Source organism: Pseudomonadota bacterium, from assembly GCA_026388215.1.
In the GTDB taxonomy this organism is placed as follows: domain Bacteria; phylum Desulfobacterota; class Syntrophorhabdia; order Syntrophorhabdales; family Syntrophorhabdaceae; genus JAPLKF01.
In genome coordinates this window covers 1-16,877 of the sequence record JAPLKF010000031.1, presented here as the reverse complement: position 1 = coordinate 16,877, position 16,877 = coordinate 1, and the positions used below count along the sequence as shown (strand labels likewise).

General features: G+C 39.8%; 15 protein-coding genes and 1 tRNA gene. 12 read left to right on the top strand and 4 right to left on the bottom strand.

All coding sequences use genetic code 11. From position 1 onward, the window contains the following. The 10 genes from NTU69_02450 to bioB form a co-directional block, all read left to right on the top strand. A partial coding sequence (locus NTU69_02450; GenBank protein ID MCX5802389.1) for a replication-associated recombination protein A occupies positions 1-192 on the top strand: 192 nt, incomplete at its 5' end. Between the two features lie 240 nt (positions 193-432). Continuing rightward, positions 433-1,398, top strand: a complete 966-nt coding sequence (gene thiL, locus NTU69_02445) for a thiamine-phosphate kinase (protein ID MCX5802388.1) — start codon at positions 433-435, stop codon at positions 1,396-1,398. Next, positions 1,395-2,354, top strand: a complete 960-nt coding sequence (locus NTU69_02440; GenBank protein MCX5802387.1) for an HD domain-containing protein — start codon at positions 1,395-1,397, stop codon at positions 2,352-2,354. Before thiL ends, NTU69_02440 begins: the two co-directional genes overlap by 4 nt. 2 nt (positions 2,355-2,356) lie before the next feature. Beyond that, entirely contained in the window at positions 2,357-3,094 is a 738-nt protein-coding gene (locus NTU69_02435) for an RsmE family RNA methyltransferase (GenBank protein ID MCX5802386.1), read from the top strand. Then, positions 3,091-3,522: an RDD family protein gene (locus tag NTU69_02430; GenBank protein ID MCX5802385.1), complete on the top strand. Its 432-nt coding sequence runs from the start codon at positions 3,091-3,093 to the stop codon at positions 3,520-3,522. The genes NTU69_02435 and NTU69_02430 overlap by 4 nt, the downstream gene beginning before the upstream one ends. After that, positions 3,519-4,154, top strand: a complete 636-nt coding sequence (locus NTU69_02425) for a hypothetical protein (GenBank protein ID MCX5802384.1) — start codon at positions 3,519-3,521, stop codon at positions 4,152-4,154. Before NTU69_02430 ends, NTU69_02425 begins: the two co-directional genes overlap by 4 nt. Before the next feature lie 36 nt (positions 4,155-4,190). Next, complete coding sequence (gene dprA / locus NTU69_02420; protein MCX5802383.1) at positions 4,191-5,243, top strand: DNA-processing protein DprA; 1,053 nt, start codon at positions 4,191-4,193, stop codon at positions 5,241-5,243. A gap of 98 nt (positions 5,244-5,341) precedes the next feature. Continuing rightward, positions 5,342-7,549, top strand: a complete 2,208-nt coding sequence (gene topA / locus NTU69_02415) for a type I DNA topoisomerase (GenBank protein ID MCX5802382.1) — start codon at positions 5,342-5,344, stop codon at positions 7,547-7,549. After that, the gene (gene trmFO / locus NTU69_02410) at positions 7,534-8,817 is read left to right on the top strand and encodes a methylenetetrahydrofolate--tRNA-(uracil(54)-C(5))-methyltransferase (FADH(2)-oxidizing) TrmFO (GenBank protein MCX5802381.1); all 1,284 of its coding nucleotides are present in this window, start codon (positions 7,534-7,536) and stop codon (positions 8,815-8,817) included. Before topA ends, trmFO begins: the two co-directional genes overlap by 16 nt. A 108-nt stretch (positions 8,818-8,925) precedes the next feature. Further along, a complete protein-coding gene (gene bioB / locus NTU69_02405) occupies positions 8,926-9,906 on the top strand; it encodes a biotin synthase BioB (protein ID MCX5802380.1) in 981 nt (326 codons plus the stop codon). Positions 9,907-10,012: 106 nt separating this feature from the next. Here bioB and NTU69_02400 read toward each other — a convergent pair whose 3' ends face one another. The 4 genes from NTU69_02400 to NTU69_02385 all read right to left on the bottom strand — a co-directional run bounded on the left by NTU69_02400 (position 10,013) and on the right by NTU69_02385 (position 14,861). Next, positions 10,013-11,218 (bottom strand): type II secretion system F family protein, encoded by a 1,206-nt coding sequence (locus NTU69_02400; GenBank protein MCX5802379.1) that lies wholly within the window; start codon positions 11,216-11,218, stop codon positions 10,013-10,015. Positions 11,219-11,299: 81 nt separating this feature from the next. Next, entirely contained in the window at positions 11,300-12,760 is a 1,461-nt protein-coding gene (locus tag NTU69_02395; GenBank protein ID MCX5802378.1) for a DegQ family serine endoprotease, read from the bottom strand. A gap of 30 nt (positions 12,761-12,790) precedes the next feature. Next, complete coding sequence (locus NTU69_02390) at positions 12,791-14,194, bottom strand: ATP-binding protein (protein MCX5802377.1); 1,404 nt, start codon at positions 14,192-14,194, stop codon at positions 12,791-12,793. Then, on the bottom strand, positions 14,181-14,861 hold the full coding sequence (locus NTU69_02385) for a response regulator transcription factor (protein ID MCX5802376.1): 681 nt from the start codon (positions 14,859-14,861) through the stop codon (positions 14,181-14,183). The genes NTU69_02390 and NTU69_02385 overlap by 14 nt, the downstream gene beginning before the upstream one ends. 302 nt (positions 14,862-15,163) lie before the next feature. Between NTU69_02385 and NTU69_02380 the strand changes: the two genes are divergently transcribed. Both NTU69_02380 and NTU69_02375 read left to right on the top strand, forming a co-directional pair. After that, complete coding sequence (locus NTU69_02380; protein MCX5802375.1) at positions 15,164-16,459, top strand: fused MFS/spermidine synthase; 1,296 nt, start codon at positions 15,164-15,166, stop codon at positions 16,457-16,459. 294 nt (positions 16,460-16,753) lie between these two features. After that, positions 16,754-16,829, top strand: a tRNA-Gly gene (locus tag NTU69_02375). Positions 16,830-16,877: the final 48 nt, after the last annotated feature.

Here is a 16,877-nt window from a genome sequence, read left to right as displayed (position 1 = left end):
ATGGGAGAGTTGGGCTATGGCCGTGATTATCTCTACCCCCATAACTACAAGGATGGCATGGTAAAACAGGATTACATGCCAGAACCATTAAAGGATAAGCGGTATTATCTTCCGAAGGATAGGGGGTATGAAAAAAAGCTGAAAGAATTCATGGAGAGGGTAAGGAAAATACAAGAAAAGAAGAATTCATAATGTCTATTCAGTCTATTCTGTCTATTTTATCATGACCAGAGAGACGAAAAACGCTCTGCCCTCCGCCCTCTGCTCTTAGCTCTCTGCTCCATGCCATGAGATATCAGCCATGACCTACGAACACACTCTCTATTGACAATTGAAGATGTGACCCTAAACTCTAAACTTGTTTCCTCGGCGCCCCACCCTCGATCTGCCTTGAAAAAGTACCCATAAACTGCTATTATCTTCACTTAAGCCATGGAACTAAAGGAAAATGAACTCATAAAAAGAATCAGGAAGTTCGGGAAAAAAACGGGCAGAATTACAAGAGGGATCGGGGACGATGGGGCAGTTGTTGAAATGCCCCAGGGCTCCTATGTCTTTGTTCAGGATGCCCTCGTTGAGCATATCCACTTTGAATTTCAATTCATGGACATCTATGCCCTCGGTAAAAAGGCAGTATACGTGAACGTTTCAGATGTGCTCTCCATGGGGGCAACACCGCTCTATTTCCTCGTTACGATTGGTATACCGGATCGCATGTCTTACAAAGACATTGACAGGCTATATATAGGCATGATGCAGGCGGCAAAGGAATTTAATATAATCCTCATAGGAGGGGATATATCTGAGGCAAAAACTGATTTTTTCATCGATATTTCCATGATAGGCAAACTTGTAACAAAAAGGTATCTGGGCAGGGATAAAGCAAAGGTGGGAGATTTTATAGGGATTACAGGGCATCTCGGTGAAAGCGCTTACGGACTTTTACTTCTTAAACAGGGCAGCAAGGACAAGGGTTCAAGCAGATTTATCAAAAGATACACCAACCCCAAACCTCCGTATGATGTGTGGAAAGAACTGATAAAAAATGACACACCAAATGCAATGATGGATATAAGCGACGGGCTTGTTATTGACCTCGAACGAATGATGCTTGAAAGTAAAAAGGGTGCAAAAATATTTTTGGAGCGTTTACCCATACCGCGTGCTATAATAAAGAAAAAAAGAGAAATGCTCGCCCTTTCAGGAGGAGAGGATTATCAGTTTTTATTTACCTTTCCAGGGAACAAGCTTGAAATAATTGAAGATATGCGAACAAAGGGTTTCCCTGTTTCTATAATAGGAGAAGTAGTGAAAGGAAGGGGTGTAAAACTTTTTAAAAGGGGTAAGGGGAAAAGGTTGAATACAAAAGGTTATGAACATTTTGGGGTTCACCCGTGAAGAAGCAAATATTTGTGAAGGACATCAACAGGGAGAATATTGATGTAAATGACCGGTTTATTGTTATTAAAAAAGACATATTCTCAAGCAAGAATAATACAAAGTATATGAGCTTAAGATTGAAAGACAGGACAGGCACCATAGAGGGAAGGGTCTGGGAGAGGGTGGACGAGCTGAATGGCCTTTTTGAAAAAAATGACATTGTTCATGTTCAGTCCAGGTCAAGACTGTATCAGGAAAGGTTTCAATTAAACATAACTGATATTAGAAAGGTTGAAGAAGAACTTTTACTGGAAGATATGAAAGAATTTTTCCCGGAGAGCGAAAGTGGAAATGAAAGATTGAAAGATGAATATTTCAAACTTGTCAGTGAAATAAAAAACCCCTATATTGTTTCACTTTTTACTTCCTTTCACGGCAGAAAGGATATGCTTGAAAGATTCTTTCTTTTCCCGGCATCCATTGGGGTTCATCATATGTACATTGGAGGGCTCCTCGAGCACTCCCTCTCGATAGCGAAAATGGGCAAGCTTGTTGTGGATATCGTAGGAGGCGATAAAGATGTCATCATAGCAGGCAGTCTGCTACATGATATTGGCAAGATAGACGAGATTAATATCAAAGGTGGATTTAAATATTCTGATAAAGGTAGGCTTCTCGGGCATATAGCACTTGGGATTGTGACACTAAAGGGGCTTATTGAAAATGTTGATGGATTTCCAGATTATATTGCTGATGTCCTTGCACACATAATTATCAGCCATCATGGGGTCGAGGAGTGGGGATCACCAAAAAAGCCCATGTGCATAGAGGCCCTAATGGTACACTACCTGGATAATCTTGATGCAAAAATTATGGGTGTGAAGGAACACATGAAAGAAAACATGGAAGATGAAAAATGGACAGAATACCACAGGCTATATGAATCCCGTTTTTATAAGCTTCCGGAAAGGTAGATATGGAAATTAGAAGGGCTTTTGTTGACAAACTCAAGATCAAGAACGGTATGGCACTTCTCGCAGGGCCAATGCACAAGTATATAGTCAGCGTGTTGAGAAAATCTATAGGAGAAAGGATAGATTTGATTGATGGAAAAGGATACCTGTATAGATGTGTAATAAATAATATAAAGAGTAAGGAGTTGTATTTACAGGTTTTAGATGTGGTACACCGTCCTGAAGAAAAAAGATCAAAGGTTATGCTTTGCGTAAGCCCGATAAAGGGCCCCCGTATGGACTGGCTTATTGAAAAGGCTACGGAGTTGGGTGCAGAAAGGATTCTCCCAACGATTTTCAAAAGGACTGTTGTTAAGTTTGAGGATAAGGAAAAAGGGAAGTATGAGAGATGGAAAAGGATTACCATTGAGGCATCCCGTCAATCAGGAAGATTCACTATCCCTGAAGTTATTGAGCCCACACCACTCAGAGGCATATTACCTTACATAGAAAATATTGAAAACCGGTGGGTCTTTTACGAGAAGGAAAGGAAAAACACAATCAGAAATATCATATCTAAACATAAAGAAGGGGAAATATGTGTAGTCATAGGTCCTGAAGGTGGGATCGATGAACTGGAGGTTAAGTGGCTGAAGGATAATGGTTTTATTCTCTGTACTCTGGGTGAAAGTATATTCAGGACAGAGACTACCCCTCTTGTGATACTGTCTATCATACTCTACGAATACAACAAAAAATGAAAAGGGCTCCAATTTTTTTCAGATTCCTTGCATTATCCATAGATTTGCTTATGCTCTCTTTTTTTTGTGTTATAGCCTTTATTTTTGCTTTCGCTGGTTACCTATCTGGTATTGATGAGTTCGCTCTCTTAAATATTTCCGTGCCTTTTCTTATTTTCCTTTTATCATCCTCCTTTATTTTCCTCTTTTACTTTACATATCTCACGATGGATGGAGGAATGACAGTAGGTAAAAGTATTTTCAGGATTAAAGTGGTAAGAAGGGATGGGATGGAGGTAGACCTTTTCAGGTCTTTGTTAAGAAGCGTCTTCTATGTGTTCTCTGCATCAATATGTTTTATTGGTTTTTTTATGGCCCTTTTCCTTAAAGGAAAGGCACTGCATGATATCGTAGCAGATACACAAGTAATAAAGGGGGAGACATTATGAGAACGGAAGGGAAGGCAGGCTGCGGCTGTCTTATAGTAATCCTTGTTTTTTTTATGGTAATCATTGGTGTTATGATACACCCTTTCACCTTAAAGTCTATAGGGAATCAATTCAAATATGAAGACAAGATTTTCCCATCGGAAGCGATATTTGTTCCTCGATTCATTGAAGATAAAAATGGGGAATTATACATTGATGCCTATAGGGAATATTGGGCTGGAAATGGAAAGGCCATATGGGTAGAGGAGGATAAGATATTTGGTATCAGTATCATGGATATTATTCTCAAGATGGCAAAAACAAGGGGTGTGAAGGAGGAAGTGATTAAGAAAATGGAGGTCGACAGCGAAGGAAGGAAGAAGGTGGATAAGATAAAGGAAACATTTGCAAGCATGGGGATTAAAAAGGTCATTATCCTGGTTCCGGAGTATGCTTCAAGGAGATTTCATCTACTTTATGGCTCTTCCGAAGAAGGCAAAACATTATACCTCATCAAGGCAGTAAATGTTTCTTATTTCAAAAAGGATAAATGGTGGAAAGATGGTGCATCAAGAACAATCCTCATAAGGGAGCTCTGTTCAATAGGCACATACTATGTCGAAAGGTTCAAATACGGTGAGAAAAAACAGTGATAAATGGCAGGGTATAGGGGTTAGAAGTATAAACAGATGGAAGAACTTACAGCTATAATGGCACTCTCGAGGCTTAAGGGCTTAGATGCCATCCAGAAGAAAAAGGTAGTAGATAGACACGAAAGTATCGCCCAATTATTTGAAGGAAGAATTAAACATTATAATAGGGATCTGAAGCAGAAAATAAAATCATTCAATGAGTGGGGGAAAATAGATAAGGAGCGGGCAAAATTGGAGAAGATGGGGGTAAATATCATCACCATAAAGGATAGTAAATACCCAAAGTTATTAAAAAATATCCCTGACGCACCTATCATTCTTTACAAAAAGGGGCGTTTAAAAATCGGAACTGATACGATAGCCATAGTTGGCTCAAGGAGGGCAACATTCGAAGGTATGAATCTTGCGGAAAAAATAGCCCATACACTTTCTTCCATCGGAGTTACAGTTGTCAGTGGCCTTGCGAGGGGAATAGATTCGTCTGCCCACAAAGGGGCACTGAAGGAAAAAGGTAAGACCATTGGTATCCTGGGGTGTGGCATTGATATCTGTTACCCTTCAGAAAACATGAGGCTCTTTGAAAAGATGGGAGAAGAAGGGGCAATACTTACTGAATATAGTCTCGGCGAAAAACCTCTCGCCTTTCATTTCCCTGAGAGAAACAGGATTATAGCTGGCTTGTCAAAGGGCATTCTTGTAATTGAAGCCTCAAAGAGAAGTGGGTCACTGATAACCGCAAGGTTGGCCCTTGAATATGGGAGAGAGGTCATGGCAATACCGGGGAGCATTTTTAATGAGGACTATAAAGGGGCAAACACCCTTATTAAAGAAGGAGCAAAACTCATAGACGGTATTGAAGATATCATCACCAGCTGTTTCCCCCGTTTAGAGTTAAAAAAAGAGCAAAACATCGATATGGATAAAGATGAAGATTATATCTACTCAATCATAGGGTTTGACAAAATCCATGTAGATGAAGTAATAGAGAAGAGCAAAATGGAGACAAAAAATGTAATGGCAATACTTACAAGGCTTGAAATGAAAGAGGCAATTGGCAGTGCCCCCGGAGGATTTTATATAAGGAAATAAAAATCAGGGTATAGGGTTTAGGGTGTAAGGTATAGGCTAAGGAATTTAAATTCTAAACCCTATCCTCGACCCCTTGGCCCTTTTAAAGGAGATTTTTAATGGGCAAGTCGTTATTGATAGTTGAATCGCCAACAAAAATGAGGACACTTTCGAAGTTTTTAGGTAAGGATTTTGTCATAAAGGCAACGTATGGTCACATAAAAGACCTGCCGAAAAGTAAATTAGGGGTAGACATTGACAAAGAATTTACACCCCATTTTCTCATTCTGAAAGGGAAGGCAAAGGTTGTAGAGGAAATCAAAAAGGCAGGCTCAGGTGCAGAAAATATATACATTGGTTCTGACCCGGATAGAGAGGGTGAGGCCATAGCCTTCCATGTGGCCGAAGTTGTAGGTAATAAAAGACAGATCAAAAGGGTATTATTCCACGAAATTACAAAGAAAGGTGTTCTGGAGGCACTAAAAAGGCCCACTACCCTTGATGAGTCAAAATACAACGCCCAGAAGGCAAGGAGAATTATCGACAGGCTTGTAGGATACAAAATCAGTCCACTCTTATGGGAAAAGGTCAGTTATGGGCTTTCTGCCGGGAGGGTCCAGTCTGTGGCCTTAAGACTTGTATGCGACAGAGAGGACGAGATAGAAGGTTTTGTAAAAGAAGAGTACTGGATAGTTGATGCTGAGTTCGAGCTCAAATCTGGCGAAAGATTTAAGGCAATACTCGAAAGAGAAGGGGATACAAAACTTAAGATATCATTACAGGAAGAAGCAGAAAGAATAAAAAAGGATATAGAAGGAAAGGAATTCCTAATTACAAATATAGAGGTAAAGGAAAAATATATTTTTCCCCAGCCTGCTTTCATCACAAGCAGGCTTCAACAGGAAGCATCGAGAAGGTTAAGGTTCTCCCCAAAAAGGACAATGGTACTGGCCCAGAGATTATACGAAGGCGTAAATATTGGAAAAGAAGGGTTAACAGGGCTCATCACATACATGAGAACTGACTCTGTCAGGGTATCTAATGATGCAGTGAGGGGTGCGAGACAGTATATAGGGGGAAACTTTGGAAAACCATACCTTCCCAGGGTACCTCATATTTTCAAAAACAGAAAAAGTGCCCAGGATGCCCACGAAGCAATAAGACCTACAAATGTGATGATTACACCAGAAAAGGTAAAACCATACATCGATAAGGACCTCTTTCTGCTGTATGAACTGATATGGAAAAGATTTATAGCCTCCCAGATGACCCAGGAGAAGTTAGAAACAAAGGCTATAGATGTCACATCAGGGAACTATGTGTTTATCTCCAGGGGGTCAAAGGTTCTATTTGATGGTTTTACAAAGATATATGAGGAAGAAGGGGATGATGAACAAAAAGGTGTGATCCTTCCTGAAATGAAGAAAGGTGAAAAGGTATTTCTCATTGATACCCGGTTAAATCAGCGTTTTACGAGTCCTCCACCGAGATATACTGAAGCTTCACTTATAAAGACACTCGAAACAAAAGGCATAGGCAGACCATCAACGTATGCGACAATTGTAAGTACAGTTCAGGAAAGGAGCTACGTCAAAAAGGATAAGGGTAAGCTTTTGCCCACCCCTTTAGGAAAGACTGTAAGCAAACTTCTTAAGGAGTTTTTTCCATTGATCCTTGATGTGGATTTTACAGCTAAAATGGAAGAGAGGCTTGACCTGATAGAGGACGGAAAGAAGAACTGGATTAAATCACTTGAAAGGTTTCATCACGCCTTTGAAGAGGAGTTATCTCACGCAAAAGAAGGGATGAAGAGTTTAAAAAAGGAGGAAAAAGAAACAGATATAGTATGTGAGAAATGCGGCAAGATGATGATGCTCAGGTGGGGGAAAAATGGTGAATACATTGTATGTAGTGGAAGACCTGAATGTAAAAACAAGAAAAACGTAAAGATAGAGGATAACGGGACAATAAAGGTTGTTGAGGATGAAATAAAGGGGGTATGTAAACTGTGTGGAGGGAACCTTATAGAAAAAAGAGGGAAGTTCGGGAGATTCCTTGCCTGTAACAACTATCCTGATTGTAAATATACTGAAGCCTACTCCCTTGGTTATCCATGTCCAGAGAAAGACTGCACAGGGAAACTGGTAGAAAAGGTCTCAAAAAAGAAAAGAAGGTTTATAAGCTGTTCAAGATACCCTGATTGTTCTTTTGCCACAAATTCAGAACCCACGGATGGACCATGCCAAATATGTGGTGCACCAACCCTCTTCTCTTATAAGAGAAAAATCTTTTGCCTCCGTAAGGGCTGTGGATGGAAATCAAAGTAATTGGCGCCGGATTGGCGGGGGTGGAAGCCGCCTATCAGATTGCCCAAAGGGGACAGAATGTTACCCTTTACGAGATGAGGCCAAAGGTATTCACACCTGCCCATAAAACCCCATATTTTTCAGAACTTGTGTGCAGTAATTCTTTAAAATCAAAAGAACTCACAAATGCCCATGGACTTCTCAAGGAAGAACTTAGAAGGCTCGGTTCGATTATCGTAAGGGCCGCAGATAGAACATCCATACCAGGCGGAAAGGCCCTTGTTGTTGATAGAAATATGTTTTCGAAGGTGATAACAAAAGAAATTGAAGCCTGTACCCTTATAAATGTTGTGAGGGAAGAAATCAAGGATATACCTCCGGGGATTGTGGTCATTGCTACCGGGCCTCTTACAAGCGATGATCTGACAGAAAGGATAAGAGAAATTGCTGGCACACAGAATCTATATTTTTTTGATGCCATTTCTCCGATCGTTGATGGATATACAATAGATGTGGAAAAGGCATTCTATGGTTCAAGATACATGGATGGCACCAAAGACTATTTAAACTGCCCCCTCACAGAAGAAGAATATGATAGGTTTTATGAAGAATTGATCAAAGCAGAAAGGGTAAGCTTAAGAAAGTTTGACGAAACTCCATATTTTGAAGGTTGTTTACCAATAGAAGTTATGGCTGAAAGGGGTAAACAGACGCTCCTTTACGGTCCTATGAAACCTGTAGGGCTTATTGATAAAAAAGATAAGGAGCCTCATGCGGTCATACAACTCAGAAGAGAGGATGAATCAGGCAGCATGTATAATATGGTCGGGTTCCAGACCCAGCTTAAATATGGAGAACAGGAAAGGATTTTCAGGCTCATTCCGGCTTTAAGAAATGCAGTCTTTTTAAGATACGGGAGTGTCCACAGAAATACATACATAAATTCTCCTTCTGTGCTGAATAATAATCTACAGCTGACCAATAATAACAGGATTTTTTTTGCAGGGCAGATAACCGGCGTTGAGGGTTATGTGGAATCTACTGCTATGGGGCTTGTGGCAGGCATATCTGCATATCTATCTCTAAGAGGGAAAACATTCATTCCTCCGCCAGAGGATACCTGCGTGGGGGCACTTCTCCATTATATCACAACAAAGAAAAAAGATTTTCAACCAATGAACATCAATTTTGGACTTCTAAAAGATTACAGGAAGAGGGATAAGGAAAGGGTCATCCATAATGCAATAAAATCAATTCTAGAATGGAAGGAAAGGATAGAGAGACAGTGAATAGGGTTTGAAGGATTCAAGGGGTCGAGGGTCAAGTTATTTTTTGGAAATTTTCACTTGAACCCTTGAATCCTTGGCCACTTGAACCCTTAGATAAAGGAGATCAACATGCGTTCTACAATAGAAGCACTGAAAAAGAAGGCAATAAATAAAATGGATATTGGTTTTGATGATGCAAAAATTCTTTATAAAACAGGAATGAAACAACCTTTTATGCTTATGGCATTTGCCTCAGAAATAAGAGAACATTTCAAAGGTAAAAAAATAAGCCTCTGCAGTATCGTAAATGCCAAATCGGGAATATGCCCAGAAGACTGTAAATTCTGTGCCCAGTCAGTCCACTATCATACTGATGCCCCAACATATCCCCTCATCTCCGCGAAGGATGTTACAGAAAAGGCACACATTGCAAAAGAAAGTGGCGCCAATTTTTTTGGAGTTGTGACAAGCGGAACATGTATAGCAAACCAAGAGGAATGGGATGAGATTGATAACACTATAAAAGGTATAAACAGATTGGGAATAAAGGCATGTGCCTCTTTGGGCTTATTAGACAAGGAAAGGGCATATGAACTGAAAAAGGCAGGACTTTTCAGGTATCACCATAATCTCGAAACATCAAAAAGCTTCTTTAAAAATATCTGTACCACCCATGAATATATAGAGGATATTGAAACAATAATGGCTGCAAAAAAGGCAGGTCTCTCTACCTGCTCAGGGGGTATCATAGGGCTCGGTGAAAATATGGAGCACAGGATTGAGCTTGCTGTTACTCTAAAAGAACTTGATGTAGATTCAGTACCCATTAATATTTTAAACCCCATTGCCGGAACACCACTTGCAGGTGTTCCACAACCCTCCCCCATGGAAATCCTCATCACCATTGCAATTTTTAGATTCATCCTGCCGGACAAAGATATTAAATTGTGCGGTGGCAAGGAAAAAAACTTAAGACAGCTTTTGCCCCTCGGGGTCATTGCCGGCTGTAATTCTCTTATGACCGGAAATTATTTAACTACTGAAGGAAGAGACACAAGACATGATATTGAAATGATAAAGGACCTCGGACTCACTGCTACAATAGAATAAATATATCAATCACCAATAACCAAGCTCCGGATAATACCCGATAACCAATTTTCAAAATTTCGGCCATTGGATATTGAAATTTGGTGATTGGTTATTATAAAAAAGATTATCCGACTGCTGACCCAAGCTTGAATATTGGGAGATACATGGCTATAATCAACCCACCCAGAATAACGCCCAAAAACATCATAATCATAGGTTCCATCATTGCAGTAAGGTTTGACACCAGATTATCAACATCCTCATCATAGAAATCGGCGATTTTATTCAGCATACTGTCCAGTGCTCCAGTAGATTCACCTACCTGAATCATCTGGACTACCATTGGAGGGAAGATGCCGCTTGCCTCTAATGGTTCTGACATATTCCTGCCCTCACTCACCATTGACTTCGCTAGTATCAATGCATCTTCTACAACCTTATTGCCTGCAACCTTTGCCACTATATCAAGGCTTTCAAGAATTGCAACACCACTTTGAAGCAGCGTGCCTAAAGTCCTTGTTATCCTTGCAACTGAAGCTTTTATGGCAAGAACACCAAAGATCGGGGCCTTTAAAATTAATCCATCAACCTTTCTCTTCCCATTTTCAGTTTTATAAAACCTCCTGAACGAAAAAACAGCAATAATCAGGGCAATTATCCCAAAGTGTATATTTGACTTTACCGCCCTGCTGATATTTACAACGATCTGCGTTGGGAGGGGAAGCTCCGCTCCCATATCCTTAAACATAGTTTCAAAAACAGGGATTACAAAAAGCAATAGCACCATTACTACACCAACGGCGACCACCACTATGCTTATAGGATATATCATTGCAGATTTTACCTTTTTCTTCAGCTTTTCACTCTTCTCCATATAGGCGGCAAGCCTTGAGAGCACTGCATCAATCATACCACCTTCTTCTCCGGCAACCACGAGGTTCACGTAAAGCTGATCAAAACATTGAGGGTATTCCTTTAAGGCATCTGCAAATCTTGACCCCCCCTCTATCCTCTCCTTTATGTCCCTCACAATGCCTCGCAAATTAATATCTTCTATCTGGCTGGCAAGTATTTCGAGGGACTGGACAAGGGGCAGGCCTGATGTGATCATAGTTGACAGCTGTCTTGTAAATATTACTATGCTTAAAGTCTTAATCTTTTTTTTAGGATTGAATTTCTCTTTCGCTACATCCTTTTTTTCAGTGGATTTTATAAGTATTATACCTTCTTTTCTTAAGGTCGCCCTGAGGGCAGCATCAGAATCAGCCTTTGTTACCCCTGACTTTACCTCGCCTTTTAATGTTTTTCCTTCCCATTCAAATGTGGGCATAGATTATATATTACCTCAAAAAAATAAAGATGCAAATAAAAAATCAAATAATTCAGGTTTTAGGGTGCCTGTTTTACTTGTCTACTCTCTCAGAACAGTATAAAAGGTCATATTTTCTCTCTTTATAAGCATTACCACCCCTTCTTTAAGGCTCACCCTCTTCATTGCTTCTTTAAAATCCATTAGGTTTCTTATAGGCTTCCTACCTATCTCTTTAATAATATCACCTGACCTCATATCTGCATCCTGGGCAGGGCTGCCTGGCTGAACATCAGTTACTATTACACCTCTTTTGTCTTTTAGATTTAAATGCTTTGCAATTTCCGGCGTAATGTCCTGTACAACAAGTCCATAATCCTTCTCTACCTGAGGTTTTCTTGAGGCCTGGAGGGTCTCTTCTTTAAGTTCACCAATAGCAACCTCTGTTTCAATCTGCTTCCCGTCCCTTATGATTCCAACCTTAATCTTTTTACCAATCTCTGTGGAACCAACAAGCCTTGGAAGCATGTCCATATCCTTTATCTTCTTTCCATTAAATGAAACGATTACATCACCCCTTTTTATACCTGCCTTTTCTGCAGGGCTTTGTTCCATGACATCTGACACCAGTGCCCCGTCAGACTCTTTAAGGCCAAAACTTTTTGCTATCTCCGGGGTTACCTTCTGGATTACTACACCAAGCCATCCTCTTACTACCTTACCCTTACTTTTAAGCTGGGGGAGCAAATCCTTTGCAACATTTATGGGGATCGCAAATCCTATGCCCTGTCCTCCTGAGATAATAGCCGTATTGATACCCACAACATTACCACCCAGGTTCAATAAAGGTCCTCCACTGTTCCCGGGATTGATTGAGGCATCGGTTTGAATAAAGTCATCGTAAGGTCCCGCACCTATCACCCTGCCCTTGGCACTCACGATACCTGCGGTTACTGTATGTTCCAGACCAAAAGGATTACCCACAGCAACTACCCAGTCTCCAACTTCCAGCTTATCAGAATCACCAAAGGTTGCTACAGGCAGATTCTGTTTTGCATTAATCTTAATAAGGGCAATGTCAGTTTTGGCATCCCTCCCTATCACCTCTGCGTCGTACTCTTTCCCATCTGATAATTTTACCTTTATAATCTGTGCCTTCTCTATAACATGATTGTTTGTCAGTATAAAACCTTCTCTATCAATAATAAAACCTGAACCAAGGCTCCTTTGCTTAAACCCTCTATTTGGTGTATCGCCAAAAAATTTCTCAAAAAAGTCATTTCCAAAAAAGTCTCCAAAAGGATTTGAAGGGCCAAAAAACCTCTCCCGTAAATCAGGTCCCTTTATTACAGTAGTCGTGCTGATATTCACTATAGAAGGTTTTACATTTTTTACAAGCTCGCTGAAGCTTGGTAACCCCTTATCAAAGGCTACTGTTTTTACATTTGCCCTGTTTGTATCAAACCACGATTCTTCAGAAACGACCTTCCCCTTCACGTATGCGAATATCAACCCTATAACGATAAGTGCAATTATCGTTAAATACCATCTCTTGTTTCTCATAGGTTTCCTCCGTTTATATAGTTATAACAGTTATATAGGTAATTTAATAGAAAATAAACTTCCTTCTAAGGGCCTGCTTTTTACCTCTATGACACCCCTGTGTGCTTCAGCAATCCACTTACTTATAGAAAGACCAAGCCCGCTCCCGCTTTCACGTCTTCTGGACTTATCTCCCCTGTAAAACCGGTCAAATATATATTTCATATCCTTCTCAGATATCCCCACACCGTTATCCTTCACATCAATCCACACATATCCATTATTCACATAAGAGGATATCTCTACCTTTCCCCCTTTTTGAGTATATTTTATCCCATTTTGTACAACATTCCAGAGCATCCTTCTTAGCTTTAATTCATCTCCCTTCAATCTGACATCCTCTAACTCACTTACAATCAATTCTATTCCTTTATTGTCTGCAAAAATTTTCATATCCATACAAATGTCCACAACAAGGTCTCTTAATGCGATATCTTCAATAGTCAACTTTATTTCTTCTGCGTCTGCCTTCGAGAGCAGCAGCAAATCATCTACTATCCTTGTCATTCTATCAACCTCTTCAAGATGGCTCTTGAGAAGTTTCCTGTAATCTTCATTCTCCCTGTCTTTTCTGAGCGTTACCTCTGTCTCCCCTTTTAATATAGTAAGAGGGGTTTTTAACTCATGAGAAACATCTATGCTGAACTGGTTAATCCTCTGGAACGCATCTTTCAGCCTGGTTATCATGTCGTTAAAGGTTTCGGCAAGCCTCGATAGTTCATCCCTTCTTTTCCCTATATCAATCCTCTCATCAAGGTTACTCGATGATATTTTAATCGCTGCTTTTCTTATTTGGTCAACAGGTTTTAATGCCTTCTTTGCCATAAAATAACCAATCACTATCGTTACACTTATCGATGTGGGGATACTGATAATCATTATGATAAGGAGTTTTTTCATCGTTTCATCAAAATCCTCCAAGGAGGTACCTACCTGAACTATACTTGTTACTTTTTTGTTCTCTTCTACTATAGGAATTGTAACAATCCTTAATCTCGGGCGCGCCCCTTCTATTGTCTCATATATTACCTCCCCTTTAAGGGCCCTCTCCAGAGTGCTAAAACTTGTTGGTACTGTTTCTGTTTCAATATCACTCATCTTTGCCCCAATTCTTCCGGAGCTGTCAATAATCTGAATAAACTTTCCCTTTGGTTTCCTTCCAAGAACGTTCTCCAGGTATCTCTCAAAATTCCCAAATATACTTGTATTATGTGCCTCTGTAAGCGAAGAGGATAGCACTTCACCAATGGATTTTATTTTCGTATCTATGCTCTTTTGCAAACTGTTCTTAAAATAGATGTAGACACCGCTGGAAAATACTATGAGGATTAACGCAAGTATCCCACCATACCATACTGTCAGTCGCCATTTTATTGGCAAATCAAACTTTTTCATCTTCCTCTTTTAGAATATAACCTATACCCCTTACTGTATGGATATATTTTTTGACTGATAAAGACTCTATCTTCTTTCTTAAAAAGTTTACATAAACATCTACAATATTTGTTGAATCACCTTGATTCTGCCATACATACTCTGCTATCTCTTTTCTTGTTAAAGCCCTTTCACTATTCTTTAGCATGAATTCCATTATTAAAAATTCTTTTTCCGTCAACTCCACATCTTTAGAGGCTATATTCAACCTTCTATTATAGGGGTTTAAAATTATGTCTTTATACTCAAGTATATGGGTGTCGGCCTTTCTGCTTCTTCTAAGCAGGGCCCTTACCCGTGCAAGTAACTCTTCAAAAGCAAAGGGTTTTGTCAAATAATCATCACTACCCATATCGAGACCCTTTACCACATCCTCTTTTGAACTTTTGGCAGTTATGATGAGAACCGGTGTATGTATGCCCCATGAGCGAATATTTTTTAAAAGCTGGAGTCCATCAACCTCAGGAATCATAAGATCGAGTAACACGATATCGTAGTTAAATTCTTTTAATAGCTCAAGGCCCTTCTTACCGTCATAAGCAACATCCACGTTGTATCCTTCTTCCTGTAACCCCTTACTTATGAAATTTGCGACCTTGGCTTCGTCCTCAACTAAAAGAACCTTCATATTAATATTATAAAGCATTATGCCTTTCTTTCCAAATGTTTTGGGAAATTTTTTATCACAGCACAGAAATCAGCTTCCATTAATAAGGTAAAACAGGGCTAAAGGGCCAAGGTGGTGGGCCAGCTAAGCCCTAAAAAGGTTTGACAAAATACGTATAATGCTATAAGTATAAAGGCAAACTTGAAGCGGAAAATGAGGAGATGAGAGGATGAGGAGATAAGAAACCTCCTTCACCCGTTCACTCATCAACCCATCCACATTACTGCTGATATAAAATCTACAATATGGAGGTAACTTCACCAATGAGCTTATTCGAAGCGTATATCATAACCTTTATAGCGAGTTTCTGTACCCTTGTTATTGAAATGGTTGCAGGTCGTATATTGGCGCCATTTGTCGGTGTTTCCATCTATACATGGACAAGCATTATAGGGGTTATCCTTGCTGGAATCAGTATTGGTGCTTATATCGGAGGAAAATTAGTAGATAGATTCCCTTTCAGGAAAACCCTCGGATGGTTATTACTACTGTCAGGTTTAACTGCACTTTTAATAATCCCCCTCACCAATTTAGTTGCATCGTACCGCTTCCAAGTTTCTCTTATGCTCCGCATATTTATCGTAACAACGATTATATTCTTTTTGCCTGGTTGTGTCCTTGGGACAATTTCACCTGTTGTCGTAAGGCTAACATTAAAGAACCTGGATAAGGCCGGCAATGTAATTGGCAAGATATATGCACTTTCAACCTTGGGGGCAATTATAGGGACCTTTGTAACTGGATTTTTCCTCATTTCCTGGATGGGAACAAGAACCATCATTTTTTCAATGGGTGTAATACTACTCCTTGCAGCAGCGTTTTCAGGCTCGCTATTCAAAACAAAAAAGGCCTCAGTCCTTTTCCTCATCATCTCTGCCCCCTTTCTATGGGGAATAAATACCTTTGCGTATAAAATACCATTAACTGACAGTACATACCTGTACAAGGAGAGCAATTATTACACTATTAAGCTGAACAGAACACTTAGTTCCGATCAGAAAACAAATCTTCAAGCCATGATATTGGACAATCTTATACACTCCTATGTAAGTTTAGAAAATCCCCTGCACATTGAATATGAGTATGAGAGAATATACACTGATGTTTTAAAATGGAAACTGAAAAAAGATGCAATCTTTAAGAGTCTTACCATTGGGGGTGGCGGTTATACCTTTCCAAGATACATGGAGGCATACTATCCCAATGCCCAAATAGATGTTGTTGAGATTGACCCGGAAGTGACAAATATCGTCTATAAATACCTCGGCTTATTGAAAAACACGAGGATCCGTACATATAACACGGACGGACGCTGGTTTGTGATGAATTGCAATGCCAAATACGACGTGATATTCACCGATGCGTACAACGACCTTTCCATACCGTACCATCTCACAACAAAAGAATTTGCAGAACAGCTTAAGGGTATTCTTAACCAGGACGGTATATTAATGTCGAACATTATCGATAACTTTCAGAAAGGGGCCTTTCTTCCTTCATATATCAGGACATTAAGGGAAGTCTTCGGTCAAAAAAATGTCTATTACCAGAAGACCTGATGGAAGACTTTATGAATAAAAGGTACTCTATAGTGATAAGGGACAACTATGCACCTGTTGATAATCTAATCGCCCCTATTTTTGAAGAACGATTCGGATACAACAGGAAGAGTTGAGATTAGTTCATGGTTCATAGTTCATGGTTCATAGTAAAACCATTAAACAACTTGATAAGGTAAAAATAATTCAGAGCTACGAGCTACGAGCTAAGAGCTATCAGCTACGAGCTATGAACCACGAGCTAATAAGAAAGTGTTGATTTACCTCTTTAAATCCACTAATATAATAAAGAAAGCGGGCATAACTCAGCAGGAAGAGTGCAAGCTTCCCAAGCTTGATGCCGCGGGTTCGATCCCCGTTGCCCGCTCCATCTTTTCCATAAAGGATCATTCAAATTATGTGGGAGAGTAGATCGTTG